This is a genomic window from Vibrio sp. MM46, from assembly GCF_027587135.1.
In the GTDB taxonomy this organism is placed as follows: Bacteria; Pseudomonadota; Gammaproteobacteria; order Enterobacterales; family Vibrionaceae; genus Vibrio; species Vibrio harveyi.
In genome coordinates this window covers 81614-107815 of record NZ_JAPPTO010000014.1, presented here as the reverse complement: position 1 = coordinate 107815, position 26202 = coordinate 81614, and the positions used below count along the sequence as shown (strand labels likewise).

26 protein-coding genes are annotated in these 26202 nt (G+C 44.7%); 8 read left to right on the top strand and 18 right to left on the bottom strand.

The window, feature by feature from the left end:
* Positions 1-87: 87 nt before the first annotated feature.
* Positions 88-390 carry a DUF3861 domain-containing protein gene (locus OH459_RS16695; protein WP_269987732.1) on the bottom strand — a complete coding sequence of 101 codons (303 nt, stop codon included), beginning with the start codon at positions 388-390 and terminating at the stop codon, positions 88-90.
* 203 nt (positions 391-593) lie between these two features.
* Between OH459_RS16695 and OH459_RS16690 the strand changes: the two genes are divergently transcribed.
* The gene (locus OH459_RS16690) at positions 594-1031 is read left to right on the top strand and encodes a MarR family winged helix-turn-helix transcriptional regulator (RefSeq protein WP_017188109.1); all 438 of its coding nucleotides are present in this window, start codon (positions 594-596) and stop codon (positions 1029-1031) included.
* Positions 1032-1122: 91 nt separating this feature from the next.
* Here the strand turns inward: OH459_RS16690 and OH459_RS16685 are convergent, their stop codons facing one another.
* The 4 genes from OH459_RS16685 to OH459_RS16670 form a co-directional block, all read right to left on the bottom strand.
* Entirely contained in the window at positions 1123-1695 is a 573-nt protein-coding gene (locus OH459_RS16685; RefSeq protein ID WP_269987731.1) for a hypothetical protein, read from the bottom strand.
* 94 nt (positions 1696-1789) lie between these two features.
* Positions 1790-2275, bottom strand: coding sequence for an RNA 2',3'-cyclic phosphodiesterase (thpR, locus tag OH459_RS16680; protein WP_333482892.1), 486 nt, complete (start codon positions 2273-2275; stop codon positions 1790-1792).
* 104 nt (positions 2276-2379) lie between these two features.
* Positions 2380-3327: an LpxL/LpxP family Kdo(2)-lipid IV(A) lauroyl/palmitoleoyl acyltransferase gene (locus OH459_RS16675; protein ID WP_258456081.1), complete on the bottom strand. Its 948-nt coding sequence runs from the start codon at positions 3325-3327 to the stop codon at positions 2380-2382.
* Between the two features lie 242 nt (positions 3328-3569).
* The gene (locus OH459_RS16670; RefSeq protein WP_269987729.1) at positions 3570-4508 is read right to left on the bottom strand and encodes a LysR family transcriptional regulator; all 939 of its coding nucleotides are present in this window, start codon (positions 4506-4508) and stop codon (positions 3570-3572) included.
* Positions 4509-4989: 481 nt separating this feature from the next.
* On the opposite strand from OH459_RS16670, the gene OH459_RS16665 reads away from it, so the two are divergent.
* A complete protein-coding gene (locus OH459_RS16665) occupies positions 4990-5619 on the top strand; it encodes a LysE family translocator (RefSeq protein WP_009698046.1) in 630 nt (209 codons plus the stop codon).
* A gap of 147 nt (positions 5620-5766) precedes the next feature.
* On the opposite strand, the gene OH459_RS16660 is transcribed toward OH459_RS16665, so the two are convergent.
* Positions 5767-5892 carry a hypothetical protein gene (locus OH459_RS16660; protein WP_255211851.1) on the bottom strand — a complete coding sequence of 42 codons (126 nt, stop codon included), beginning with the start codon at positions 5890-5892 and terminating at the stop codon, positions 5767-5769.
* A gap of 341 nt (positions 5893-6233) precedes the next feature.
* On the opposite strand from OH459_RS16660, the gene OH459_RS16655 reads away from it, so the two are divergent.
* Complete coding sequence (locus tag OH459_RS16655) at positions 6234-7661, top strand: APC family permease (RefSeq protein ID WP_005451870.1); 1428 nt, start codon at positions 6234-6236, stop codon at positions 7659-7661.
* Between the two features lie 95 nt (positions 7662-7756).
* On the opposite strand, the gene OH459_RS16650 is transcribed toward OH459_RS16655, so the two are convergent.
* From OH459_RS16650 to OH459_RS16640, 3 genes are all read right to left on the bottom strand, one after another.
* A complete protein-coding gene (locus OH459_RS16650) occupies positions 7757-8089 on the bottom strand; it encodes a DMT family transporter (protein ID WP_408683932.1) in 333 nt (110 codons plus the stop codon).
* 153 nt (positions 8090-8242) lie between these two features.
* Positions 8243-8923 (bottom strand): hypothetical protein, encoded by a 681-nt coding sequence (locus OH459_RS16645; protein ID WP_269987727.1) that lies wholly within the window; start codon positions 8921-8923, stop codon positions 8243-8245.
* 306 nt (positions 8924-9229) lie between these two features.
* Positions 9230-9631 carry a hypothetical protein gene (locus OH459_RS16640; RefSeq protein WP_009698050.1) on the bottom strand — a complete coding sequence of 134 codons (402 nt, stop codon included), beginning with the start codon at positions 9629-9631 and terminating at the stop codon, positions 9230-9232.
* 577 nt (positions 9632-10208) lie between these two features.
* Between OH459_RS16640 and metA the strand changes: the two genes are divergently transcribed.
* From metA to OH459_RS16620, 4 genes are all read left to right on the top strand, one after another.
* Positions 10209-11150: a homoserine O-acetyltransferase MetA gene (gene metA, locus OH459_RS16635; protein ID WP_269987725.1), complete on the top strand. Its 942-nt coding sequence runs from the start codon at positions 10209-10211 to the stop codon at positions 11148-11150.
* Between the two features lie 148 nt (positions 11151-11298).
* Positions 11299-12027 (top strand): type IV pilus biogenesis/stability protein PilW, encoded by a 729-nt coding sequence (gene pilW, locus OH459_RS16630; RefSeq protein WP_009698053.1) that lies wholly within the window; start codon positions 11299-11301, stop codon positions 12025-12027.
* A 305-nt stretch (positions 12028-12332) separates the two neighbouring features.
* Entirely contained in the window at positions 12333-13910 is a 1578-nt protein-coding gene (locus tag OH459_RS16625) for a S41 family peptidase (protein ID WP_269987722.1), read from the top strand.
* On the top strand, positions 13894-14301 hold the full coding sequence (locus tag OH459_RS16620) for a hypothetical protein (RefSeq protein ID WP_005451861.1): 408 nt from the start codon (positions 13894-13896) through the stop codon (positions 14299-14301). Before OH459_RS16625 ends, OH459_RS16620 begins: the two co-directional genes overlap by 17 nt.
* Before the next feature lie 91 nt (positions 14302-14392).
* On the opposite strand, the gene OH459_RS16615 is transcribed toward OH459_RS16620, so the two are convergent.
* The 4 genes from OH459_RS16615 to hrpA form a co-directional block, all read right to left on the bottom strand.
* Positions 14393-14908, bottom strand: a complete 516-nt coding sequence (locus tag OH459_RS16615) for an outer membrane beta-barrel protein (RefSeq protein WP_009698056.1) — start codon at positions 14906-14908, stop codon at positions 14393-14395.
* 195 nt (positions 14909-15103) lie between these two features.
* Positions 15104-15583: an outer membrane beta-barrel protein gene (locus tag OH459_RS16610; RefSeq protein WP_005451857.1), complete on the bottom strand. Its 480-nt coding sequence runs from the start codon at positions 15581-15583 to the stop codon at positions 15104-15106.
* Positions 15584-15592: 9 nt separating this feature from the next.
* Positions 15593-15733: a hypothetical protein gene (locus OH459_RS16605; protein WP_009703578.1), complete on the bottom strand. Its 141-nt coding sequence runs from the start codon at positions 15731-15733 to the stop codon at positions 15593-15595.
* A gap of 63 nt (positions 15734-15796) precedes the next feature.
* Positions 15797-19834 carry an ATP-dependent RNA helicase HrpA gene (gene hrpA, locus OH459_RS16600; RefSeq protein WP_373925749.1) on the bottom strand — a complete coding sequence of 1346 codons (4038 nt, stop codon included), beginning with the start codon at positions 19832-19834 and terminating at the stop codon, positions 15797-15799.
* Positions 19835-20009: 175 nt separating this feature from the next.
* Here hrpA and OH459_RS16595 point away from each other — a divergent pair, with 175 nt between their 5' ends.
* Entirely contained in the window at positions 20010-20594 is a 585-nt protein-coding gene (locus OH459_RS16595; protein WP_101904916.1) for an FMN-dependent NADH-azoreductase, read from the top strand.
* Between the two features lie 55 nt (positions 20595-20649).
* On the opposite strand, the gene OH459_RS16590 is transcribed toward OH459_RS16595, so the two are convergent.
* The 5 genes from OH459_RS16590 to OH459_RS16570 form a co-directional block, all read right to left on the bottom strand.
* Positions 20650-21147, bottom strand: coding sequence for a 4Fe-4S binding protein (locus tag OH459_RS16590; protein WP_269987719.1), 498 nt, complete (start codon positions 21145-21147; stop codon positions 20650-20652).
* Positions 21134-21745, bottom strand: coding sequence for a TorD/DmsD family molecular chaperone (locus OH459_RS16585; RefSeq protein ID WP_154203746.1), 612 nt, complete (start codon positions 21743-21745; stop codon positions 21134-21136). The genes OH459_RS16590 and OH459_RS16585 overlap by 14 nt, the downstream gene beginning before the upstream one ends.
* A 130-nt stretch (positions 21746-21875) precedes the next feature.
* Positions 21876-22727, bottom strand: coding sequence for a dimethyl sulfoxide reductase anchor subunit family protein (locus OH459_RS16580; protein WP_269987717.1), 852 nt, complete (start codon positions 22725-22727; stop codon positions 21876-21878).
* Positions 22727-23356, bottom strand: a complete 630-nt coding sequence (locus tag OH459_RS16575; RefSeq protein WP_269987715.1) for a DMSO/selenate family reductase complex B subunit — start codon at positions 23354-23356, stop codon at positions 22727-22729. Before OH459_RS16575 ends, OH459_RS16580 begins: the two co-directional genes overlap by 1 nt.
* On the bottom strand, positions 23356-25803 hold the full coding sequence (locus OH459_RS16570; protein WP_269987713.1) for a DmsA/YnfE/YnfF family dimethyl sulfoxide reductase: 2448 nt from the start codon (positions 25801-25803) through the stop codon (positions 23356-23358). The genes OH459_RS16575 and OH459_RS16570 overlap by 1 nt, the downstream gene beginning before the upstream one ends.
* Positions 25804-26202 lie beyond the last annotated feature (399 nt).

The window sequence follows — 26202 nt, the reverse complement described above, 5'->3', positions numbered from 1 at the left end:
TTTTATTAGTTTTAAATTTATCCCCAAATAACCTCGAGATGCTTGGTTCAGCGAGAATGACTTGGGTATAAAACACAGTAAAATCGATCATTGAGCTTGTTGACGCTTCACTGTGCTTTTCAAGTTTTGCATGAAATTTCTAAAGTGCGGCATAAAGTCAATAAACAACGGATGCTTACGATCTTTCATCATCACAGGTCCCAGCAGGCGAAGCGCTACACCAACACGAGTCGCATCAGTTGGCTCTAATCCACTGCCCTGATTAAGCTTCTCAACAATGTTTAGCATGTCTTCACGATCTTGAACTTCAAAACTCAAGCTTCTTGCTTCACACCCTTCTTCAACATTTACTACTTCAATGGTGATGCGGTAGCAGTTGTCTTTTCTCATCTCATTTCTCCAATCAAAATTCATCAGCTTGTTAAAAAGCGTTCAATCTTTGGTTTGATGGTCACGGATGTTATGGTCATCAACACCATTGCTAAGGATTCTGTTATTCAATTCTAGCTCTTGAAGTTGCTTTCAATTAAGTTGATAATGTCAACTATAGTTATTTGGTTGACAATGTCAACCACTTTCACTTGGAGTGTTACATGTCGAATCCAAAATCGCTGGATAATCTATTCCAACTCGTACACGCTTTGAAGCGTCAACTGCACGAGCAAATAGAGCAACTAGAACTCCCTATCGCACCTATGCATGTGCGCGTTATAAAAATCATCAGCAAGCAGTCACCTTGCACAGCAATGGATGTAGTGAACTTCTTAAATAGAGATAAAGCGCAGGTTACACGCTTAATTAAGACATTGATTGAAGAAGGCTTTATTGAGAAAACACCAAACCCAGACGATAAGCGCAGCCAATGTTTATTGACCACCGAGAAAGGCAATGATGTGTTAGCGAAGATCAAAACGGTCGACGCCAAGATCTTTCAAAAGATGACGCTAGATGTGTCGGACGACGACCTTGCCGCATTTCAGATTACTGCAGGTAAGTTAGCTGATAATTTAGCGAAAAAAGACAGCAAGTAAACTCACGTAGCCTCCAAACTTTTATGAGTATTAGCGGTTATTTTCCATGATCGTGATTGAATAAGAGAGCAACGCGTGCTGCTCTCTCCAATTAAGCTCTTATCCGGCTACGAATTTCTAATGTTTCTTGGTAAACATCTTCAAGGTGATACGGCTCAATTGCTTCATTAGAAATAAGCCACTCACCCAAGATCGAATCATCTTCCGTTTTTACGGCAATACAAGTGCCATCAACAAACATAATGTTGAGCCCATAGTCGTAGATAACAACTTCTGAAGAAGGGACAAACGCTTTATCAGCCAAATTTTCTTTTACTGCTTTACGGCTGCGCAATCGAATGACGTCGATACACTCGATCACTTTAGATTCTTCACAAAACCTCACGCCTTCAAGCTGTGTCAGCTTTACCTCTTGTGGATTCAGCTCATTGACAAACCTTGCTACTGGCAAATGAAAGTCATGACCTTGGGGGCTTGTGTGCCATTCGTTTGTCAGCTCAACAAAACCAGTAGGCATCTGAAAAAACAATGGAGAGAAGCTTGTCACCGGATCTGATTCAAGGCTCGTATTATCAATACTTGTCATTAACTTGCATTCTAATCCTACAATGCGCTTTAGTGCGTGTATCGAAGCATCATCCATTTGATAGTCGAGTATTTCCATTACTTACCTCCTTACTCCATTGCTGACAGTTTTAATAACATAAACATCATCAAGAAGATGAACAAGCGACTTCTTCGATAACTTGATAGCTCAATTACCCCTCTATCGTTTTACTTTCCATCAATGCGATGGAGTAAATTGGTATTGTTAGCGGTGAAATAAGAACCTCATCCAAAGGGGCTTGTTTTTCGACATGTCGAGCTAATGTAATGTGAGGGACGTACGTGCGTGACTCTGTCACAAACCCATGGTGCTCTAGAGTTTCTATTAATGCATTTTGTCGTTCTGCTATGGCGGGATTGTTCTTGATGCCTAGCCAAGCTAACTGTCTACCACTTTGATGGAACGTGCCGAGATGATCGACGACAATCTGATCGCAAGAAGGCGTGACTGTGTGGAGAATCTTTGTGAGTTGCTGAGTTTCCTCGTTGGTCGATTCACCAATAAACGCCAAAGTAATATGGAAGTTGTCTTTTCGGGTATAACGCCCTTCAATTCCCTTTTGCTTCAGCTTATCTTGAATCAGTTTGAGCTTTGACTTACTTGCATCGTCAAAGGTCATTGCAAAAAACAATCTCATCATAAACGTCCTTAAACCCAGAATATCCATATTGTGGCAAACAAGCCTCTGGAAATGAATCAACAGATAAAAGAAAGCCCAGAACAAACGTCTGGGCTTGGTGTTCACATTGCGGTTGCAAGTTGAGGTTTATACAAACAGCATTCACCATCAGGGCGTGTCTTAAAACGACGGTGCAACCACATATATTGACTCGGGCATGCCATGATCGATTGTTCTACGATCTTGTTTACAAACACTGCCGCTTGGTCTGGGGCATTTTTCGGAAAACCTTCAACAGGAGCACGAAGGGTCAATGTATAGTGACCATCGCTACCACGAACCATGGTAAATGGTACTATTGCACAGTCTGTTGAATCGACGAGCAAGCTTGTTCCTGTCGTAGTGCATGCACGCTTTACTGCAAACAAAGGTGCAAACGTCGAGCGACGCGTACCATAGTCATGATCCGGTGCGTACCAAACGCGATGACCAGTATTGAGTGCTTCAAGCATGCCCTTAACATTTTTACGATCGATCAATGTACGATTCGAACGAGAGCGTCCCTTGTATTGAAAGTAGTCAAAACAGGGGTTGTTGTTTGGTCGGTAAACACCAGAACCAGATTTTTTGATGCCAAACGCACGAGCACCTAATTCTAGGTTCATTGAGTGAACCGCTAGCATTAATACGCCCTTCCCTTGTTTCTCAAGCGCTTCGATGTGCTCCATACCTTCAATTGTCACGTGTTTGTTCACGCGTTTATCCGACCAGAACCATGCCATCGCGGTTTCGAATAAGGCAATACCTGCGTTGTCGATGTTATCTTTTAAAATCGCATCACGCTCTTGTTCACTCATCGCTGGAAAACATAGTTCTAAATTACGTTTGATCGTGACTTGTCGCTTTTTCATTAATCGCATAGCAAGACGACCAATTCCGCTTCCTAGCGCGAGTTGAACACGAAATGGGAGGAGACTAAAAAGGTACATGATGCCGATAATGATCAATGTGCCCCAGTAGCGAGGAGCCAGAAATTCTGCCTTGAATTTTGGTGCAGTATGCTTATTCATGAATGTGTCATCAGACGAGTTCGCCTATAAAGTTCTAAAAACAATGATAGAGATTAAAATCATTGGCTGTGCTTATTACAAAAACTAAAGCGCGCGGATTCTAGGGCTCTTTAACACAACACACAATAAGAACTTTCCGATATTGCGGTCAGACCTATCAACTTGAACATAAAGGTCGTGATTTTCGTCGAATGGACACAAAAAAGCCGCCTTTCGTGGTTACAAAAGGCGACGAGTTAAGACTAGAGTTTTAAAACTTCGCTATCTAATACATTCTCTTTTACTAATTCAGACAGAATAGCTTTTGTTTTCTCTCTAAACAGATCTCTAAGTAGCCTTACCGTTGGCGTTATAGACTGTCGGCTTGGGCAAATTAACCATAGCTCCGTCGGCGTCGGTTTATATTCACTCATGACATTCATTACCTTGCCATCCAGTAAGTCCTGCGACATGTCTAGACAAGATTTAATGGCTAATCCTTTGCCTGACACACACCAACGTCGAACTAAGTCTCCGTCATTCGAAGCTCGGTTTCCTTTAAGTTTCACTTTGTATTCAGCACTGCCATCAGAGAACCCCCAGACATCTTCCAACTTATCGTGCAACTGATAAAGCAACCCATTGTGCTCAGCTAAATCTTGCGGATGCTTCGGTGTTCCTGCAAGATTGAGATACTCGGGTGTAGCGCACAATAATCGAGGTACGTTACAGATTTTAAAACCATACATACTGGAATCCGTGGGCGCACCATAACGCAACGCCATATCAACCGAATCACGGTAAAAATCTATGTTGCTGTCACTGATGTTGCTTCGCAATGTGACTTTTGGGTAGCTATCCATGAATTCATCCAACCATGGCGTAACCAAATTGCGCCCTAAATCGGAAGAGAGCGCAATGCGCACCTCTCCATCAATGATATCGAGATCCTCACGCATGTTCTGCTTTGCATGTTCTAACATCTCTAGCGCTTTTTCACATTGAGGAAGGTAACGTTCGCCGGCGCTGGACAAACGTAAATGGCGTGTAGTACGAACGAATAGCTCCGCACCTAAAGAAGCTTCAACCCTTTTCACTGCTGCACTGGCCGTTGCTGTTCTCATATCGAGGGCTGTAGCAGCCCCAGTGATACTCCGAAACTCAGCGACTTTGAGCACGACTTGCAGATCTTCAAGCAACATATTATCTAATCCTATTTGATAATTTTCTTTCGATTATAATGCTTTAGAAAAGATAAGCATGTTTGAAAACTCACTTTTACTTAAGTCAGTTAACCTACTTGATCTACATTGCCCCTTCTGCCAAATAGAATTCTGATATACCCAAGTAACCTCGATATGCTAGGTTCAGCGAGAATGACTTGGTTTGTAGACGCGGCGGCGATTTAAAGGTTTAGTGGGTCTAAATCAAGAATCGGCAACAAAGTATACAAGCCAAGGCCCTTACTATTTGCAAAGAGTGCCCTTTGGGAGCGTGTCATTGACCCGATTGCTGCGTCAAGCAACTTGGAAAGAGCTGTCTATTATACTGCGTTGTTTTCCTTACTCTCGAATCAATGACAACGCTCTGAACCCTGCATCTTGAAGTTACTTGGGTATAGTCGTTTGTTTTTAAACACAAGCAGGTGTATAAACAGCGTGTAACCTTTCTATTGGAATAACCATGAACCTCGATACCTTGTTGGCTTTCGGCGGAATTGTTTTCTTTCTAGCGATAATTCCAGGTCCCAATGCCTTGTTGATACTGTTTACTGCACTGACGCAGAGCCGCCGCTTTGCCATTGCTAACATCCTTGGTGTGGCACTTGGCTTTATGATTCATGCGTTTGTATCCGCAAAAGGGTTGAGCTTGCTGCTTTCTCAATCGGCATTGGCGTTCAACATTCTTAAATGGATGGGCGTTGCCTATTTGGTTTGGTTGGGGATCAACAACCTAAAAAGCGGTCTTAAACTGGCTGACCAGAAGTTAAAGCTTGATCGTAAAGTTGAAGAACAAACTCTTAAACAAGCCTTTGTGAAAGGATTACTCACTAACCTTCTTAACCCGAAGATCGTGCTATTTTATCTGTCGATTTTCCCACAGTTTGTACAACCAGAACATATTCTTGAGCAGAGTATGATTCTAGGAGCACTGCAAGCAGGTATTGTGGCAAGTTGGTATTTATTCGTGATTTTCTTCGCAACGAAATTGAAAGTGCTGCTTACTTCTTCGAAAACCAGCAAGTGGTTGAACTACGTTAGCGGTGCATTATTTATCTCTTTCGGCGTAGGGTTAGCAAATACTCGGTTTTAGACACAACGAGTTTTTCTGAACGAACAAAAACACGCTCTTTGGCGTGTTTTTTATTTTATACCGTTTTAACTTACACCTAAGCCCCTCGAAGTGCTTATTTAAAGAGCACGACTTGGTTCAACAACGTACGTTCGGTGTCTTTTTATGTTAGCCAAATACCGCAGCCAACAATAAGATCACAACAAACAGTGCTGCGACTAAACCTAATAAATACGATAGTTTTCCGGTGCCACCTTTTGGTGCTTGATTACAACATCCCATCATTTTCTCCATCTTCTACAACTTGTTGGTCGTATCCAATCTAGACCTTCCCCCAAGGTGAGAGTCAAACATTGGCAAAAATCTGCTAAATTTCCATATTTTCGGTAATGAATAATTCGCTATAAACACATTTATTAATATTCGTTTTTTAACTTAATTTTGTGTTTTTTGACCAGAGCAAACGATTAAATTGATTACGATTAAGCCACTGAGATTTCGGTTCATTTTTGGGTAAATACATACCATTTTTGGCTATATACCCACAGATTCTTGCAGCCCTACAATACGCCGGTCTTACTTGTAGCACGCGGGTTCGCATCCAGAACTCGTGGCTCAATCATTAAAGGTATCGAATGAGCAATATCGCCAAATCCGCCGTCAAACTCAGTGTCTTTTCTGTCATCATGATTACGGTTACGTCCGTCGACAGTATAAGGAACATTCCGGGTGCCGCCTTATTTGGTAGTCACGCCATCTCTTTCTTTCTATTGGCTGGTCTTTGCTTCTTCGTTCCAACCGCATTAGTTTGTGCAGAATTGAGTACCACTTATCCGCAACAAGGTGGTGTGTATTTATGGGGTAAAGAGACGTTAGGTCCAAACTTTGGTTTTGCGACCGTGTGGTATCAGTATGCCGAGAACATTGTGTACTACCCACCGCTCATTTCATTCATCGTCGCGACTGGTGCGTACCCTTTCTTCCCTGAACTGGCACAAAACAACATCTTTATGTTGATCATGATTAACGTGATTTTCTGGGCTCTGACCTTGGTCAACATCTTTGGTTTGCGTTTGTCTTCGCTCATCACCAATGTGTTTGGCACTTTGGGGCTTATCTTCCCTATCCTACTGATCATCGGCTTGGGCGGTTACTGGGCTTATACCAACCCTAGTGAATCGCATATCTCCCTTCGTCATGCGTCTGACTGGCTACCGGATTTCTCGCAAGATGGTATTGGTGCAGGCTTTACAGCAGTTGTGCTTTCTCTAACAGGACTTGAGATAACCACGTCTTACGCGAGTGAAGTCGACAATCCGCAAAAGACTTACCCTAAGGCGCTGATTGCTTCAACTGTGTTGATTTTAGTCTCTTTGACTGCATGTTCACTTTCCATCTCTTCCGTAGTATCGAGCGATCATTCCAGCTTGAGCGAGGGCGTAATTCTGGCATTCAAAGCGTTCTTTGATGATTTGAACATGTCATTCATGCTGCCAGTTATCGCACTTGCCATTGTGTTTGGCAGCTTAGCGAGCCTAAACAACTGGATCATTGCACCAACCAAGAGCCTACACGTCGCCGCAAAAGACCACTTCATGCCACTGACGCTATCAAAAGAAAATAAGAACCAAGCGCCGGTTCCACTTCTTTTGCTACAAGGTGCGATTGTGAGTGTGCTTTCTTTGGTGTTTATCTTGGTACCAAACGTGAACCAAGGCATGTGGCTATTGAATATTCTAATGACTCAGCTCTACATGGTGATGTACATCTGTATCTTCGTAAGCTTCTTGGTATCACGCCGTAAACATGCAGATATTGAACGTCCATTCCGCGTGCCTGGCGGCAAGTTCGGTATGATGTTAGTCGCAACACTTGGCTTGGTCAGTTGCTTAGTAACTATCTTCGTTTCATTCGATGTACCAGCAGGCATTAGTGCTCAAACTGGTGCTTACGCTTTGATTCTTGGCTTTATCGCCTTCAGCTTGCCAGCAATTGCAGCGGTGATGTACCGCAACCGTAAGCGTCGCCAACAAGGTCAATTGATTGAAGCGATGGCGAATTAATCTGATCAATGTTTCTTTAGATAGCAAAAAAGTGTTTCTTCAGATAACAAAAAGCCGCGAATCATTCGCGGCTTTTTTATTGATAAACTTTTGGATTAGTGACCGACCGTCTTAGACAGCAAGTTCACAATCATTACGCCAGTAAGAATAAAACCAATACCGACGATAGCTGCAAGATCGAGCTTTTGTCCGTATAGGAAGTAGCCAACCGCAGCAACAAGAACAATGCCTGCCCCACTCCAAATTGCGTACACAAGACCAACAGGCATACTTTTCACAGTGACAGACAATAGAAAGAAAGCGATGCCATAACCGATAATAACCACGGTACTTGGCATCAACTTGGTAAACTGTTCAGTTTTAGGAATAGAAGAAGTTGCAATCACCTCACACACGATAGCAATAGACAACGCAATCAATGGAGGCATAGAAACAAGCATTTTGAACATAAGGCAATCAACGCTCAATTAACCTGAACTCGATGACATATCGAATCTCTGAGCGGCGCATTATAATCAAAATCCGTCAGCGCGCTATAAAAAGTGATGCAACTCACATTTACGCAGGTGTAATAATCACACTCAAAAGTCAGAATCTTCCAAATTGATGACGCAACCAGGTGCATCTTTCCGTGCTGTGATCAAAGCGTCTGGGTCTGCATAAACGATATTATTCAGTCCAAGCTTTTGCATATCATCAATATGGTACATCCACGCCGCATCGTCGATATCACACCCTGCTTTGTGTAATTTCTCGCGTTTATTCATATGACCAAACATGGTGATCTTAGGGTTAACATCAACCAAGGCAAAAAACGCGTCCTCATGTTGACGCCATAAGCTGAGCGACTGTTGCCATTGCTTAAGCTCTTTCTGATCAAAGCCATCGACATCCCATTCATCTTGCATGGCACCGCCAAACCAAAGTACATCAGAGCCTTTCATCACTAAGGTGCTCGGTGCTGCGGTTAATACATAATTCGCACAGGCAGACGCACATGTACCATTGACGATCAAATGGACTTGGTTGGTATAAACCCAGCGTCCAAGTTCCATAGCAGGACGATATTCACCAGAGTCACTGTCAATCATCATGGCAACCACACCATTTGGTTGAACATTTGCTAACTCAATTGCCTCTGCTACTTTCTCTGCTGTAATTTCACCGTTAAAGTAAAGAGTTCGTCCTTCCATATAAATCTCATTAGACAAACTGCATCCCGCTAATCCCGCGAGTGTGAGTGCGCTAAGCCACCTTTGCATATCCCTCTCCATGATCTTTGTTCCAAAACTGAAAGCCAACTTCAGATTAGTATTGGACAAGATGAATATAAGCGAGAGAGAAACTGGCACATTTTTGACCAACGTCAAAATATGCACACAGACACGCATGAAAAACTAAAAATACGCTAGCTAAAAAAGGAGATTACGGACTTTTGACGGTACCTTCTAACGAACTTGAGTGAGCGTAACACTCGGAACTTTGTGCCCGCTCATCGAAATACCGCTATTAGCTCAGCTCTGAATGGTGTGGAAAGCCTGCAAGGAAATGAATTTGAAATGAACGCACTAATAACCGCCATCAACACTATCGACGACATTGGCTTCATTACCAACATTGGCTTGACCGCCACTTAAGTGATGTTGTTGAGCAAGCTCAAAGTAAATATGCATATCAATAGGTTCTGGTGTATTCAACAACATTTTACCGACTTCGCGTTGGAAGTGCCCATAATTACCGAGCTCTTGCGTTAAGCCCAACTGCTCGTAACTCGCGAGACTAGTAAACATCCCATACGCATATTGATAGCGCGTCATATCTCGATGTTTCTCATGACCTAGCTCTAATAGCGCCTTATCAACTTCATCTGGTGAGTAGCTGTTCTTATCGCCAAACTCTCTAAGTAAAACATTAGGAACTTGATGTGCGATGCTCTGAATGGTCTCTTTTCTCTTAAAAATACCGAACATGATATCCTCCGCTGACGATGATTATCCAAACTGTGTACATAAGCACGAGTTGGTGAACCCTTTCGTGTTTTTAGTATTAGGGTTCAAAAATTATACTAACTCGATCTCATAATTGCCTTCAAACTCTACGCTCTGTGTTTCACAAAAATGTATTCAGAAATCTTGCAGCAATCACAGTTGGTAGTTTGTGTTTTCTTATCGACATGACCTGACAGCACTGAGCTAAATTTCATCAGCTGTCATGGAACATAGCGTGTCTTATTATTCGCCACTAGATGTATCAAGATGAGTTATCGATTTCTTGTCGTCGCTCAGATGTATACCCAAGTAATCTCTAAATGCTAGGTTCCGAGAGAATGACTTGGTTTGTAGACGCGGCGGCGATTTAAAGGTCTAGTGGGTCTAAGTCAAGAATCGGCAACGAGTCACTTGGGTTTACAACGCAAGCTTCTGCTGAGATTGAGCCATATGAAAAGAAATCCCGTTCAAAGTCACATTTCATGTCGACATCCGCAAGCAATTACGTTAGCTTTAGAAGTATAGACGTCTAAAAAGTTAAGCTTAGGGAGAGAAAGCCGTGCCAATTAGAATTCCAGATCAATTACCCGCTAGTGATGTATTAAGGACAGAAAACATCTTTGTGATGAGCGAGAGTCGAGCGGCGAGTCAGGAAATCCGTCCATTGCGAGTGCTTATTCTCAATTTGATGCCAAAAAAGATTGAGACCGAAACGCAGTTTCTTCGCCTACTTTCCAATAGCCCTTTGCAAGTTAATGTTGAGCTACTTCGAATCGACAATCGTCCAAGCAAGAATACACCGACTGAACACCTTGATACCTTCTACCGCCAGTTTGAGATGGTAAAAGGTAAAAACTTCGATGGTCTTATCATCACGGGAGCGCCGCTAGGCTTGGTTCAGTTCGAGGACGTCATCTATTGGGACCACTTGAAAACCATTATGGAGTGGGCAAAAGACCACGTCACTTCGACTCTTTACGTGTGTTGGGCAGCGCAAGCTGGTTTGAAGCTTCTCTACAACTTGCCAAAGAAAACACGTAAAGAAAAACTGTCCGGTGTATATCACCATAACATTCACCACCAGTACCATCCCCTTTTACGAGGCTTCGATGATACATTTTTAGCGCCGCACTCTCGCTATGCAGATTTTTCACCGGAGTTTTTAGAAGAGCACACTGATCTTGATATTCTCGCGACATCTGACGTTGCTGGCGTTTATCTGGCAACAACCAAAGACAAACGTAATATCTTTGTGACCGGTCATCCTGAATACGATTCCCATACTCTTCATAACGAGTACATTCGCGATCTGGGTGAAGGCATGGAACCTGCAATTCCAATCAATTACTACCCAAATAACAATCCAGATAATCCGCCATGCGCGAGTTGGCGTAGTCATGGTCACTTACTATTCTCTAACTGGCTTAACTACTGCGTTTACCAACAAACGCCTTATGCTCTGGACCACTTCAGTGAAGATGCATTTACGAAAGACGATTAAGTCGCTGAATTAGAATGTGAACTAAGCCGCCAACTGGCGGCTTTTTTGTATCAGTTTGCTAACCTGATCGCATAGTAATTTTTCCTCATTAGGCTTTTGCACTGTAATTCATATCATGCTCTGTGGAACAGGGACGCAGGAAAAATAAATGAAAATCGTAAAGCTTGGTGCAGCAGTTCTCGTCATACAGATGGGATTGATGGGATGTGTGACCGTAAATGAAGACGGTAAAAGCCCTGTCGTTAAAGCGGATCCTGTGGCTATGGCTGAATCACGTATCGCTTTAGGTCTAGGTTACCTTGAAAGCGGAAGTATGATTCGTGCTCACGATAACCTTCAACAAGCCTTAACCCATGCACCTAGCTATTACCGTGCACAACTCTCTATGGCGCATTATTACGAAACTGTCGGAGAAGATGTCAAAGCGGAACAAATGTACAAACGCTCATTACGCCAAAACGCGAAGAACGGAAACGTACTCAATAACTACGGCACATTCCTTTGTAAACAAGGGGAGTACAAACAAGCTGACAAAATGTTTAATCGCGCAATTGAGCAGCCTTATTACTACCTTATCCCTGCAAGTTATGAGAACGCCGGTTTTTGTGCGCTTAAGTCAGACGATGTAGAAAAGGCGAAATACTATTTCACTCGCGCAATCGATCATGACCCTCACCGCCCTAAATCTATTCTTCAACTGGCTAAACTTGAAATCGATAGTGGCAACTACACCGATGCGCGAATTCGCTTAATGCGCTTTAACCAAATGTACGGTGTTAAAAAGCCTTCCCTTCGCCTCATGGTAGAACTCGAACGTGCAGCAGGAAACGAAGCGTTAGAAAAGAAATATCAGTACCAATTGGACAGAATGTCTTGATGGGTAGTGAAGTCTATACTTCGCCCTGAGTCATTCATCCACCCGCCTCTCAGAATAACGATCTCCCTTTCATTCAGCAGCTTCTGTATCACACAGAAGCTCGTTGATTTTCCAACATAAACGAGTGTGATCGTCCCCACATTGCGATGATTCCCATTTGCGGTATGCAACCAGTTATTTATACATTCAAGCCTCAGTAAAAGGAATTTATATACAAGGTCAATGTTTATATCCAAGCGACCTCAAGATCCTTGGCTCAACGCGAATGACTTATGTATACAATTAACACAGATGTAAGGGAAACCATGTTTAAGTATAAAAACACAGCAGTATTGGCAGCTCTCCCTATTTTACTGTTACAGGGTTGTGGCGGTGGTGGAGACGGCACGACAACTGCCAGCAGCGCGGCTTGGACAGCAGGCGATTTTTCTCAATCAGCAAGTAGCTATGCCAATCAATGTAATAACGTAAGGACGGGGATTGATCCATACACAGGCAAAGCGTACCCGGACCAAGCTGGCTCAAGCATGTACGAAAAAATGTTCTTACGCGCTTTCAGCCACGAGACCTATCTATGGTATGACGAAATTCCAGATAATAATCCAAGCAACTATGCGTCTGTTTCCGATTACTTTAAGTCGCTAGTAACGCCAGCAAGAACCGCAACGGGTCAAAAGAAAGACCGTTTTCACTACATTCGTTCTTATGATGCTTTCATGAAATCTCAACAATCTGGTTTAGTGTCTGGGTTTGGCTTTAATTGGAAGTTTATTCAAGGGACAGAGCCACGAGATATTCGAATTGCCTACACCGAAGACAACTCTCCTGCCGCTCTTAAAGGTGTCGAGCGCGGCGACAAACTGATTAAGATTGATCACGTCGACGTGGTTAATTCACCACTTCAAACCGACGTTGATTACATCAACAACACCCTATTCTCTCCAAATAACAATCAAGACTACACCTTTACGTTTCTTGATAAGAACGGTGCTGTGAAAGTTGTCACCATCAAAGCGCAAGATGTAGCAACGTCTCCGGTTAAAAACGTTAAAGTATTCAACTACGGAGATAAGACGGTTGGCTATATGCAGTTCAACGCATTCGAAGCAACAGCTCAACAACCATTAATAAATGCGTTTAATCGCCTGTCTTCGTCGAATGTCGACGAAGTCGTGATGGATTTACGTTACAACGGCGGCGGTTTGATTTGGCAGTCGGCACAAGTCGGTTACATGCTATCGGGGGCGAATCAGAATCAAGTCTTTGGGCAATTGGTTTACAACGACAAAATCACAAAGTCAGGTCAAGGCGGTAAAGTTTACAATTTCGTTGATAAAGAAATTAACTGGGCGACAGGCAGATTAACAAGCAAATCTTTGCCGACATTAAGCGCCAAACGTGTTTATGTCCTAACCACCGACAACACAGCGTCTTCCAGCGAGCTTCTGATCAACGCACTTCGTGGTATCGATGTCGACGTAATTCAAATCGGAACAACGACCACTGGTAAACCTTACGGGTTTTCGCCTGAAGCAAACTGTGGCAGCGTTTACTACACTATTCAGTTTAAATCGATCAACGCAAAAGGCTTTGGTGATTTTGCAGATGGCTTCATCCCTACGGCAAAAAATCTTGTATCGTCTAATATTGGTATAGATGACAAAGTGGAAGGCTGTGTTGTGGCAGATGACATGAATGCACCGTTAGGTGATATCTCTGAAGGTATGCTTTCTGCCGCTCTCAACTATATAGCGACAGGTAACTGCCCTGCTGCGCCTTCAGTGGCTCCTGCTCCTAGAGCAATGCCAATGCTAGGTGGTACTCCACTTAATCAAGGGATCGATCCACTTCGACAAGAGGCTATTCATGTCAACATTAACTAAAACAATGACCTTGCTTACCGGAGCGGGTATGAGTGTGATGCTATTGGGTTGCTCATCATCAAGTAACAACGATGATATGGTGAACGCATTGAGCATCAAGACTTCTGGTGACACAGTAACAGAGATTCAGCGCGCAATAACTACGATTCAAGGCAATCAAGTTCCACCCAAGATCGCGTCAAATACGTTTGAAACCAACTCTCATCTTTTGATCGTATCTGGACAATTAATGGATGAGCAAGGTGTGTCATTGAACGGAGCTGAAACCGAGTTGCCTGATCAATATACGTTGCAACTACGAGGTGAAGATTGCGGAGTGTATTACGAGAAGAGCGATAAGTTTATTCCTCTGACCAACATACAGTGTCGACCAAATCCGATTCAGGACTAAGTAAAAAGCACGCTGTTACCTCATGTACGTAGCAGCGTGCTTTTTTCGTTCTAAGCCTTCAAATACGTTGAAGCACTTCCCACTGTTTCGCTTATAAGAAATGGAAAGTCACGTTACCCGTGATACTACTTACGGTGTCACTGTCACCATTGATATCAACACCAAAAGCTTGATAGCTCGCCCCAACAGAGATGTTATCTAACAAGAAGTACTCTGCGCCGACACCATACATGTAAGACACACCATCGTCTTTATCTAGGTTGCTTAAGTTGCCATTGTATTCAACGTTAAAGGCGTTGATGCCACCTTTCGCGTAAACGTGCAGAGGACCAAAGTCGATACTTGGTTTTGCCGCAAGATAGAAGGATGAGAGATCCACATCACCACGGCTACCCGCTAAATTTAAATCTACCTTGCCATGGTTGAAGTAACCCACTTCGAGACCAATGAGCGGCAAGATGCCAGTACCCACATGTACGCCATAAGTCGTATCGTTTTCGCTGTCGATATCAGACTGACCGATTTGACCACCAGCATAAATCCAAGAGTCAGCAAACGCGGAAGATGAGCATAGCGCCAAAGCCAATAACGAGAGTTTTGTTTTCATAGTTATACCTTTCCTGTTCGATTCCAGAACGGAACATCACGTGATGCATAGTTAGGTAATTACTATATGCGAAAGATTGGTGGTTTTAAGGCCAAGAAACGAATAATTTTTGTTCAATGTCTATTTGTGTGATTTACAGACAAAAAAACACCGGCATATTGCCGGTGTTTATCAAACCTTCGAAAGACTCGCCGATTATAGGAAGTGCAGTGTCGCGTTTAGAGAGAACGTACCGATGTCGTCTTTGCCCGCTGTGTAGTTCATGTAGCTTGCGCCAACAGACATAGGACCGAAAATGAAGTATTCCGCACCTACACCGTACATTAGATCTAGATCATCGTCATCTTTGCCGCCAGATACTTTCTTATCCCACTGGTGAATACCGCCTTTCGCATAAACGTGCAGAGGACCGAAGTCGATGCTTGGTTTAAGCGCTGCATAGTATGAAGTCAGCTTAGTTTCTTGACCTGCAATCTTGAATTCACCGTGCTGAGTAATACCCGCTTCGATACCGATAATTGGCAGGATACCTGTACCTACGTGCACAGAGTAAGACGTGTCTGTTTCACCTTTGAAGTCAGACTGACCTACAGAAGCACCACCATAAATCCATGAATCTGCCATTGCTGCAGAAGAAGCACTTAGTAGTGCTACTGCCAATAGAGTTTTCTTCATCATCAACCTTTACTCTTTATTATTACCCACTTCTGCGTCACGCAGAGGTTGGTACTGCAAACATAAGGGAGGCGAACCATTGCCTCCCTCATGACTTAAAAACACTTGTGGGAAAATATCTGCAATTACTGTACCAATCGCGTCTGTCACTGGACAACCCATTGATTAGTCAGTAAACCCCACAAGAAAAACTGCCGCTATTGTACTGATCGATCAGCAAGCATCAATCGCATTTTTGACTCGTTTATCAGAAACCGGATACGGCGTGCCCAATTGTTGAGCAAAGAAGCTCACTCGAAGCTCTTCGATCATCCAACGGATCTCTTTCACGTTCTCTGGAATCACCATACCTTTCGGAATTTTGTTGAGCAGCTCTTTGTAGTCGCTCGTAACGGATTCCACTTTCAGCATGTGCAAACGGTCTTTGTTTGGATCGATCGGCAGCTTCTCCATACGACGCTCAATCGCACGCATGTAACGCAGAATATCTGGCAGGCGTTTCCAGCCACACTCTGTCGCGAAGCCTTTGAAGATCAATCCTTCGATTTGTGCTTTGATGTCCGATAATGCGAACGCCATGGTGAAATCGATCTTGCCTTTCAACTTCTTATTGATATTGAAAGCGGTCGTCAGGATGGTTTCCACTTGCTGTGCAATGTCCACCACCGTATCACCAAGCTCAGCACGAACGTGTTCTTTCAGTGCGTCAAACTTCTCTGGCTCCCAAACCAAACCGCCCTGCTCTTCGATAAGCTTATCGACACCACACGCGATACAGTCATCAATCAGATCCAACACTTTACCGTAAGGGTTAAAGTACAGACCCAACTTCGACTTGTTCGGTAAGTTAGAGTGCAGGTATTTAATTGGCGACGGCACGTTCAACAAGATCAGACGACGCTGACCCGCTTGCATTGCCGTGACCTGCTCGTATTCAGTCTCGTACAGTTTAATTTCAACACTGTCTTTGGCATCAACAATCGCTGGGTACGCTTTAACGTCGTAACCGCCACGTTTTTGTTGGTAAACCTTAGGCAGTTCGCCGAAGCTCCACGTATGCAGACCTTCTTGCTCGATGTCGTCATCCGCTACTTTTGAAAGGGTTTCTTGAACTTTGTCTTTCAAGCTCTCTTTCAATTCGTGAAGGTCTTTATTTTCCTTCAACTTGCGATTTCTATGGTCAACCGCGCGGAAAGTCACCTTCAAGTGCTCCGGAATTTGATCCATATTCCAATCTTCGCGCAGAACTTCCACACCCGTCATTCGACGCAGTTCTTTCTCTAATGAGTCCAGCAGCGGCGCTTCCATTGGTGTTGCACGAGCCAAGAAAGCATCGGCGTAGTTTGGCGCAGGGACAAAGTTCTTACGAACTGTCTTCGGCAGCGATTTAATCAAGCTCACTACAAGCTCATGGCGTAAACCTGGGATCTGCCAGTCAAAACCCGCAGGCTCGACTTGGTTCAAGATCGGCAACGGCAAGTGAACTGTCACACCGTCGCTGTCATCGCCCGGCTCAAACTGGTAGCTCAGCTTAAGTTTCAGGTTGTTTTGATGCCAGAAGTTCGGGTAATCCAAATCGGTAACGTGGCTTGCATCGCCTTTGAACAGCATCTCTTTCTCGAAGTTCAGCAGTTCTTTGTTGTCTTTCGATGCTTTCTTCCACCATGTATCGAAGTGTTTGCCAGAGACCACTTCAGTGCCAACGCGTTGGTCGTAGAAATCAAACAGTTCATCGTCATCCACCAAGATGTCACGGCGACGAGATTTGTGTTCAAGCTCTTCCACTTCTTGAAGAAGCTTACGGTTTTGCTTGAAGAACGCGTGCTTGGTTTCCCACTCACCTTCCACCAGCGCACTACGAATGAACAGCTCACGACTGACGGTTGGATCGATACTGCCGTAGTTCACCAAACGCTTCGGTACAATTGGCACGCCGTAAAGCATCACTTTCTCGTGTGCCATGACTGCTGCACGTTTCTTCGACCAATGCGGCTCGCTGTAGCTGCGCTTAATCAAGTGCTTCGCTAATGGTTCAATCCACTCAGGCTGAATCTTAGCAATGATGCGACCCCAAAGTTTTGAGGTTTCCACCAACTCAGCAGACATGATCCACTTAGGCTGTTTCTTGAATAAACCTGATGCAGGGAAGATATGGAAACGAGCGTTACGCGCGCCTTGGTATTCATTCTTCTCTTGGTCTTTCATACCGATGTGTGACAACAAACCAACGAGGATTGAGCTGTGTACGCCATGGTAAGACGCAGGCTCATCGTTCAGTTTGAATTCCATTTCACGCATCGACTGGTGAATTTGGAAGTACACATCTTGCCACTCACGCACGCGCAAGTAGTTCAAGTAATCTTGTTTACATTGCTTGCGGAACTGGTTGCCCGTCAGCGCTTTCTGCTGCTTCTGGATGTAATTCCACAGGTTCACGAACGTCAGAAAATCTGAGTCTTCATGGAAGAAACGTTTGTGTTTGTCATCTGATGATTGCTGCTTGTCACTTGGACGCTCGCGCGGGTCTTGAATCGACAATGCAGCCGCGATGATCATCACTTCTTTCAATGCGCCTTGCTTTGGTGATTCCAATACCATACGCGCTAAACGTGGGTCGATTGGAAGACGTGCAAGTTGACGACCAATGCTGGTTAGGCGTTTTTTCGGGTCCTTCGCTTCTGCGTTAATTGCACCCAGCTCTTCCAACAAGCGAACACCGTCTTGAATGTTACGTTTGTCAGGTGCTTCCACAAACGGGAAGGCTTGAATATCGCCCAAACCAAGTGCCGTCATCTGCAAGATAACCGACGCTAGGTTGGTACGCAGGATCTCAGGATCGGTAAACTCCGGACGTGACTCAAAATCTTCCTCTGAGTACAGACGGATACAGATACCCTCTTCCACACGACCACAACGACCTTTACGTTGGTTCGCACTCGCCTGAGAAACTGGCTCGATTGGAAGACGCTGAACCTTAGTACGGTAACTGTATCGGCTGATACGCGCCGTACCCGGGTCGATAACGTATTTGATTCCCGGAACCGTCAACGAGGTTTCCGCTACGTTGGTTGCCAGTACAATGCGGCGACCAGCATGAGGTTGGAAAATCTTGTTCTGCTCACCCGCCGACAAACGCGCGTAAAGCGGCACAATTTCCGTGCTCTTCAGGTTACGTTTAGACAGTGCATCAGCGGTATCACGGATTTCACGCTCACCGTTCATGAAGATCAGAATGTCACCTAAACCTTCATCGCACAGTTCGTCTACCGCTTCGAAGATACCTTCAAGTTGGTCACGATCATTATCGTCATCACCACTTAGTGGGCGGTAACGCGTTTCTACTGGGTAAGTACGACCTGACACTTCAATGATTGGTGCGTTGTTGAAGTGTTTTGAAAAACGCTCAGGGTCGATGGTTGCCGACGTGATGATCACTTTCAGATCAGGACGACGTGGTAGCAACTCTTTCAAGTAACCCAAGATGAAATCGATGTTAAGGCTGCGCTCGTGCGCTTCATCGATAATAATGGTGTCATATTGATTCAAGAAGCGGTCATGCTGAATTTCAGCCAGCAAGATACCATCCGTCATCAATTTGATTTGGGTGTTTTCAGAGATCTGATCGTTGAATCGAACCTTGTAGCCAACAAACTCACCAAGCTTGGTTTCCATCTCTTCAGCAATACGGTTCGCAACCGAACGCGCCGCAAGACGACGAGGCTGAGTATGACCAATCAGACCGAACTTACCACGACCAAGCTCCGCACAGATTTTTGGTAGCTGAGTGGTTTTACCTGAACCGGTCTCACCCGCAACGATAACCACTTGGTTTTCTTCGATCGCTTTCGCAATGTCGTCGCGTTTTTGGCTGACTGGAAGGATTTCAGGGTATTCAATCGTTGGTTTGTAGCTACTGCGTTGCTCCACAACCATCATGGATTTGGCGATGTCTAATGCGATTTCATCAAACACAGCGTTACGTGCTGCATCTTTTTTGATTTTGCTTGCACCAGAGATTCGTTTACTCAAGCGGAAGCGGTCACGCATCATGCACTGGTTAAGTGCCTTGCGTAGTGACGCCGCGTTATTTACTTGAGCCTGAGGCGCAGCATTCTGAGAAGCTTGTGCTTGAGATGCATTAGCCTGCTTCGCTTTGGCATTTTGCGCACCATTTGACGGTGTCGCTTGCTCTTCAGCGGGATTCTTTTTTGGGGGCTGTGACGAAGTCAAAGCGTTTCCTATTCTTTTCATTACATAAAACTGCGCGGATTGTAGCACATAAGGGCTAGAACAAGATAACGGAAAGCAGCATCCAGCAGTCATTCAATTTTTTCGAACAACTTAAGCAAATCCATCGGGTTTTGAGTCAACGAGCATTGCTTATAATGCATCACATAGCCGAAAGCACTTATTAAAGGAAATCCATATGTCTCGTGTACTAGCTCTTAAATCAAGCATCCTTGGCGATTACTCTCAATCAAACAAACTGGTTGAAGACTTCATCAAAAATGTAGACCAAGATAAGCTAACGGTTCGTGACTTAGCTGCAAATCCACTACCAGTTTTAGACTTTTCCGTTGCGACAGCACTTCGTGCAACAGAAGATCTTTCACAAGAGCAACAAGCAGTGGTTAACCTATCTAATACCTTGATTGAAGAAATCAAAGCAGCAGATACTTTGGTTATCGCAGCACCAATGTACAACTTCACGATTCCAACCCAGCTTAAAAACTGGATTGACTTGATTGCTCGTGCAGGCGTGACATTCAAATACACAGAAAATGGCGTTCAAGGTCTGATTGAAGGTAAGAAAGCAATCGTGGTCACCACTCGCGGCGGTCTGCATAAAGACTCACCAACCGACAGCATGACACCATACCTACGCACAGTATTGGGCTTTGTTGGTATCACGGATGTGGAGTTTGTTTACGCAGAAGCGCTAAACATGGGCGAAGACGCAGCAGCAAAAGGCATTTCAGACGCGCAAAGCCAATTGGCAACCTTGGCGTAAGATTGAATAGAATTGAGTACAAACAAAAAGGGATTGGTTCGCGCCAATCCCTTTTTTATCGTTTTAAGTCAAAGCTAATGATGCTGTTGTAGCAACTTTGCGCGCATTGTCCGCAACCTTTGCATTTGGCAGCGTCAATTTTAGGTTTGACATCATCTTGCCATTGCAAGGCATCATAAGGGCAACTGTCCTCGCAACTGCCGCAATAACCGTATAAGTTTTCGCAGCTGTTCGAGATACTGGCTATCAAGCCTGTAGACTCTGTTTGGTTTGAAAGCGCCAATGTAGGGCACGCCGACTTACACGCACCGCATAAATCACATGCCGAGTAACTGATGTCTAACGCGGCAACGCCATCAACCATTTCTATGATTTGGCTCGGACATGCCGAAGCGCACTTTCCGCATCCATCACATAGCCTTGTGAACATCGACTCTTCCACCGCATACGGCGGTCTCGCTTTAACACGAGGCTCTTGAGCTTGTTCTACTGGCGCACGATGGAACGAAAACAGGCGTCGCTTGCTTAGATCAACCGATTCAGACTGACGCATCCGAGTAATCTCTTTTTGCTGGTACAACGACTTGGTATTGCTCACTCAAGGATTGAAGCAATTCTTCAGTAAGGCTCGACAATTTTGAGTAAGGCGCAAGAGTCACTGCTTTTTTGAAGCGCTTGTTGAAAAAACCAAACCACGTCATCAAGTGCTCGCGCAGCATTTCAGCCGCCAGTTTTTGTTGATCAGTTTCAATTAACATGCCTAACACCATCAGCATCAAGCCGATCTGGTCTTCTGGCTCACGTTGATCAGATTCCAAAGCAAAACCACAACGCTGCAAGAAGTAACGATATTCAATGGTTGATTCACCAAACAACACTGCTTCTTTATCTAGATAAGCCGAACCCCAAGGTGGCGCAGGCATCTCACCAATACCGGCAAACATGCGATCGTGCTCCATTTGCAGTGCCTCTTCACTCTCGCTTTGAAAACTGCGCAGCATGTCATTAAGCGCTTCAATTGGTGTATCAGTATTGCTTAGCAACGTATCGAGATTTGCCGCTGGGTAATCTTTTGGTTGGTAGTAAAACAGTGCACCAAACAGCTTAAGAACGATGCTGGTATCTTGTGGTTCAAGTTGAGAAATTTGCATGAAGTACCTTTGATGACTGGTGTTTTTATTCTTCGATTAAGTAAAACGGAAAAGAGGTGGGACGAACACTCGCCCCACTCTGCTAATTGTTATCAGTACAAATAACGTTTATCAGCACAAATAACGGCTATCAGTACAGACCAGATGTAAAGTGCATGCCGTAGAACACGTTGCGACCTAGAATCTCTGCAACGAACAAGGCAACGAATGCCACGATAACCAGCACGTTCTTCTGACGACCTTCTGCGGTAAACAACTCAGCGAATACCCAAAGAGCAGCAGCAACCACAAGCAACAACACGTGACCAGCAACATAGCCAGATAACATGGTGATTTGATCCAAGCCACTGTGAATCGCCGTTGAGATACCTGCGAAGTGAATCGTCTGCATTACTGAGAACGCTAGGTTCAGCGCAATCAAGCTCACACCAGCCCACATTAGGCGACGATTGGTTTTCTCAGCCGTCACGTCCAATACGTTGATCAGCGTGTAACCAAACATCAGACCCGAAGTCACGACCGTGAACCAAAACGCAACCGTGGTCATTGGTGAGTACCATGCTGGTACCGTTTCGATTTGGTAAACATTTGCCATCGCGAACATGAAAATCACGCCAACCGCGATAGACAACCAGTTCACAATTTTGCGAACGCCTTCGCTGCCGATTTTTAGAATCGTTAGCAACCAGTACAAGCCCGCTAGAGACAGAAAGCTTGCACCCGTTAAGATCTCGTTAGATAGCGCCGCACTGCCAACACGGTTTAATGCGTTGAAGGCACGAAGAGGGCTACCCAAGTGAGTGGTTGAGAACAAGAAACCCAATCCCATTACAACCAAAATTGCGAAACGAGCGATGTTCATACGAGGTTCTGTCACACGTGGTGGCTTACCGAATTTCTCGAACGCATTAACCGTTAGGTGCGCGCCAACCGCTGTTTGAGCGAGAACCGTAAAGGCAACTAATGGTGCTTCGTATAACATTATTTCACCTCTCTTGGATTCTGTAGGAAACCAGTGCGGTCATTGGTTGGACGACCATTTGGATTTAGCTTCACGATCAAGTTCGGGCTCGTAATGCGAGAATCTGGCAGTGGTGCCACATCCGCGTTTGAACCGTATTTCGCGCGTAGCTCATCAATTGGACCAAACTCAATCGCACGCAATGGACAGCTATCAACACACACTGGCATTAAGCCTTCTGCGACACGTTCGTAACAGCCATCACACTTAGTCATGTGACCTTTTTCTTCGCTGTATTGAGGTGCGCCGTATGGGCATGCCATGTGACAAGATTTACAGCCGATACACACGCTTTCATCGACAACAACAAAGCCGTCTTCTTCACGCTTGTGCATTGCACCTGATGGACAAACCTTGGTACACGCCGGGTTAGTACAGTGGTTACAAGAGATCGATAGGTAGTACGCGAACACGTTTTGACGGAACGCACCGTCTTCTTCCGTCCAGTTGCCGCCTACGTATTCGTAAACACGACGGAAGTTACGGTCGATACCCAGATCTTTGTTGTCTTTACAAGAGAGCTGACATGTTTTGCAGCCAGTACATTTGCTTGAATCAATGTAAAAGCCATACTGCTTCGCTGTGCTCATTATTTAGCCCCCATTTTCTTAATTAGCGTCACTTCAACGAGGTTGGTATGGCTCGGGTTTGATTTTGCCAACGGGCTTGGACGTTGTGTTGTCAGCACGTTGATTGAACCCGCTTGGTCAACACCTTTTGCGTTTGGTGCGTACCATGCGCCCTCACCTAAACCAACCACATGCGGCATGATGCGTGGGGTTACTTTTACACGAACGTTCATTTCACCGAACTTGCTGCGCACGCTAACCAAGTCACCGTTATCGATGTTGCGTGACGCTGCATCAATCGGGTTAATCCAAAGTTCCTGTGGTGCCGCTGCTTTTAGGATGTCCACGTTGCCATACGTAGAGTGCGCACGTGCTTTGTAGTGGAAGCCCGTCAACTGAAGCGGGAACTCTTTACGATCTGGTGAATCCCAGCCATTAAACGTCGAAACGTATTCTGGTAACGGCTTGATGGATTCATCTTCGTCCAGTTCCCATTCTTCGTTGATCTTCGCTAGGGTCTCTGAGTAGATCTCAATCTTACCTGACGGTGAAGGCAACGGATTCGCTTCTGGGTCACGACGGAAGTCTTCAAACGCCACATGTGGACGATCGAACTGCTTCTTGTAGATACCCTGCTTTCTCATCTCATCGTAAGACGGCAGGTTTGGATCGTTGTTTTGTTTAACGGTCTGAGCGTACATCCACTGTAGCCACTCTTCTTGAGAGCGACCTTCAGTAAATTCATCAAACACGCCCATGCGCTTCGCCACACCAGACATGATGTCGTAGATTGGCTTACATTCGAAACGAGGTTGAATCGCTTGGCTTGCAAAGATGAAGTAAGGCATTGACGCTGCCGCACCATCCATACAGAAATCCGATTGCTCTGACGTTGTACAGTCTGGCAGTACGATATCGGCATACTTCGCAGAAGACGTCATGTGGTTGTCGATCACCACAATCATTTCACACGCTTTTTCATCTTGAAGAATGTCGTGTGTGCGGTTGATGTCTGAGTGTTGATTAATCAGACAGTTACCTGCGTAGTTCCAGATGAACTTGATGTTGTTTTGTAGCTTCTGAACGCCTTTGATGCCGTCGGTCAGATCTGTCATTTCTGTACCGCGGTAAATCGCGTCTGTCCAAAGGAACATTGGGATGGAAGCGCTGATCGGGTTTGGCACTTTAGGGAAGCGTTGGAATGGGTAAGAATGGTTACCCTCACGAGCACCAGTACCACCACCTTGTAGACCAACCTGACCACGAAGCAGAGACAGCATCATGATCGCTTTACACGCTTGCTCACCGTTTGCTGAACGTTGTAGACCCCAACCTTGGGTGATGTAAATGCGTTTTGCATCGCCAATTTCACGCGCAAGTTTCAAGATCACATCTGCAGGAATACCTGTGATTGGCTGTGCCCACTCTGGCGTTTTCTCGATACCATCCGGACCTGTGCCCATGATGTAATCTTTGTAGCTGCCGTTTTCTGGCGCTGACGCTGGCAGAGTTTTACGGTCGTAACCCACACAGTAGCGGTCAAGGAAGTCTTGGTCGACTTTATCTTCGCTAATCAATACATGTGCGATAGCAGCGATCAGTGCAGCGTCAGTACCATGCTTGATTGGTACCCATTGGTCTTCACGACCCGCGGCAGTATCGGTGTAACGAGGGTCGATACAGATCGTACGTGTGTGGCTGATGTTTTTTGCGTCCACGTAGTTATGAACCTGACCACCGCCCGACATACGAGTTTCTGCAGGGTTGTTACCAAACATCAGACAAAGATCTGCGTTTTGTACGTCGTCAATCGAGTTGTTGTCTACCCAAGTGCCGTAGAAATACTCAGACATACATTCAATGTTCGCTGCTGAGTAGTCACCATAGTGGTTCAGGTAGCCACCACAGAGGTTCATCATACGTGCAACCAATGTCGCGCTTGGATCCCAACTCTTAGTTACCGTACCACCCAAGGTACCCGTACCGTAGTTTAGGTAAACCGCGTCATTACCGTAGTCTTTAATGATGCGTTTTAGGTTGTCACCAATGAGGTCAAAGGCTTCGTCCCAAGTGATGCGTTTAAACTTACCTTCACCACGTTTACCAACGCGAAGAAGTGGGTATTTCAAACGGTCTGGCGAGTAAACACGGCGACGCATAGAGCGACCACGCAAACAAGCACGAACTTGATGGTTGTGGTTATACACATCATCACCCGTGTTATCGGTTTCTACCCATTTGATTTCACCGTCGACCACGTGCATACGAAGCGGACAACGCGAACCACAGTTAACGGTACATGCCGACCAGACAATTTTTTCATTTGGTTTCGCTGGCGTTTCTTTGGCAACTGCTTTAGTTGCAAACGGGAGAGAAAGTACGTTTCCTGCTAACGCTAATGCGCCAAGTGCAGAACCACCCTTTAAAGCATCACGCCGAGTAATATTAAACTTACCATTTTGACTCATGGTTTTTTCCTAAATTACGTTTTTGAATTTGGTAGTGGCGCTTAATTAATGGCTATAAGTGGGGAAAGAACACTCATTAGAAATAAATGACATAGAGATTGTATTTTCAAAATAGGCATTCATTGAAAATATCTAATTTCATTTTGATTAATACACAAAGCAAATCAAAATAACATTTCTACAAAACCATTAATTAAGCCAGAACGCATAAGCCTTGAGCAACTAAGGCATGACGAGCTACCACTATCGATATCCTTGTAGATTTAATGGTTAATAAGTTTGACCCCCATCAATTTATAAAAACGATTAAACGTAATCTTATATTTCATTTCGAGCTTTTTTATTAATGGAATATTAATAGGTCAGAAGGATGTCAATTCGATTAAATATAAAAATGAT

What these genes read in the sequence shown, in the direction of transcription:
- OH459_RS16695 (WP_269987732.1), bottom strand. Translation starts at nt 390, where the DNA reads ATGAGAAAAGACAACTGCTACCGCATCACCATTGAAGTAGTAAATGTT.
- OH459_RS16690 (WP_017188109.1), top strand. Translation starts at nt 594, where the DNA reads ATGTCGAATCCAAAATCGCTGGATAATCTATTCCAACTCGTACACGCT.
- OH459_RS16685 (WP_269987731.1), bottom strand. Translation starts at nt 1,695, where the DNA reads ATGGAAATACTCGACTATCAAATGGATGATGCTTCGATACACGCACTA.
- thpR (WP_333482892.1), bottom strand. Translation starts at nt 2,275, where the DNA reads ATGAGATTGTTTTTTGCAATGACCTTTGACGATGCAAGTAAGTCAAAG.
- OH459_RS16675 (WP_258456081.1), bottom strand. Translation starts at nt 3,327, where the DNA reads ATGAATAAGCATACTGCACCAAAATTCAAGGCAGAATTTCTGGCTCCT.
- OH459_RS16670 (WP_269987729.1), bottom strand. Translation starts at nt 4,508, where the DNA reads ATGTTGCTTGAAGATCTGCAAGTCGTGCTCAAAGTCGCTGAGTTTCGG.
- OH459_RS16665 (WP_009698046.1), top strand. Translation starts at nt 4,990, where the DNA reads ATGAACCTCGATACCTTGTTGGCTTTCGGCGGAATTGTTTTCTTTCTA.
- OH459_RS16660 (WP_255211851.1), bottom strand. Translation starts at nt 5,892, where the DNA reads ATGGAGAAAATGATGGGATGTTGTAATCAAGCACCAAAAGGTGGCACC.
- OH459_RS16655 (WP_005451870.1), top strand. Translation starts at nt 6,234, where the DNA reads ATGAGCAATATCGCCAAATCCGCCGTCAAACTCAGTGTCTTTTCTGTC.
- OH459_RS16650 (WP_408683932.1), bottom strand. Translation starts at nt 8,089, where the DNA reads ATGCCTCCATTGATTGCGTTGTCTATTGCTATCGTGTGTGAGGTGATT.
- OH459_RS16645 (WP_269987727.1), bottom strand. Translation starts at nt 8,923, where the DNA reads ATGCAAAGGTGGCTTAGCGCACTCACACTCGCGGGATTAGCGGGATGC.
- OH459_RS16640 (WP_009698050.1), bottom strand. Translation starts at nt 9,631, where the DNA reads ATGTTCGGTATTTTTAAGAGAAAAGAGACCATTCAGAGCATCGCACAT.
- pilW (WP_009698053.1), top strand. Translation starts at nt 11,299, where the DNA reads ATGAAAATCGTAAAGCTTGGTGCAGCAGTTCTCGTCATACAGATGGGA.
- OH459_RS16625 (WP_269987722.1), top strand. Translation starts at nt 12,333, where the DNA reads ATGTTTAAGTATAAAAACACAGCAGTATTGGCAGCTCTCCCTATTTTA.
- OH459_RS16620 (WP_005451861.1), top strand. Translation starts at nt 13,894, where the DNA reads ATGTCAACATTAACTAAAACAATGACCTTGCTTACCGGAGCGGGTATG.
- OH459_RS16615 (WP_009698056.1), bottom strand. Translation starts at nt 14,908, where the DNA reads ATGAAAACAAAACTCTCGTTATTGGCTTTGGCGCTATGCTCATCTTCC.
- OH459_RS16610 (WP_005451857.1), bottom strand. Translation starts at nt 15,583, where the DNA reads ATGAAGAAAACTCTATTGGCAGTAGCACTACTAAGTGCTTCTTCTGCA.
- hrpA (WP_373925749.1), bottom strand. Translation starts at nt 19,834, where the DNA reads ATGAAAAGAATAGGAAACGCTTTGACTTCGTCACAGCCCCCAAAAAAG.
- OH459_RS16595 (WP_101904916.1), top strand. Translation starts at nt 20,010, where the DNA reads ATGTCTCGTGTACTAGCTCTTAAATCAAGCATCCTTGGCGATTACTCT.
- OH459_RS16590 (WP_269987719.1), bottom strand. Translation starts at nt 21,147, where the DNA reads ATGCGTCAGTCTGAATCGGTTGATCTAAGCAAGCGACGCCTGTTTTCG.
- OH459_RS16585 (WP_154203746.1), bottom strand. Translation starts at nt 21,745, where the DNA reads ATGCAAATTTCTCAACTTGAACCACAAGATACCAGCATCGTTCTTAAG.
- OH459_RS16580 (WP_269987717.1), bottom strand. Translation starts at nt 22,727, where the DNA reads ATGTTATACGAAGCACCATTAGTTGCCTTTACGGTTCTCGCTCAAACA.
- OH459_RS16575 (WP_269987715.1), bottom strand. Translation starts at nt 23,356, where the DNA reads ATGAGCACAGCGAAGCAGTATGGCTTTTACATTGATTCAAGCAAATGT.
- OH459_RS16570 (WP_269987713.1), bottom strand. Translation starts at nt 25,803, where the DNA reads ATGAGTCAAAATGGTAAGTTTAATATTACTCGGCGTGATGCTTTAAAG.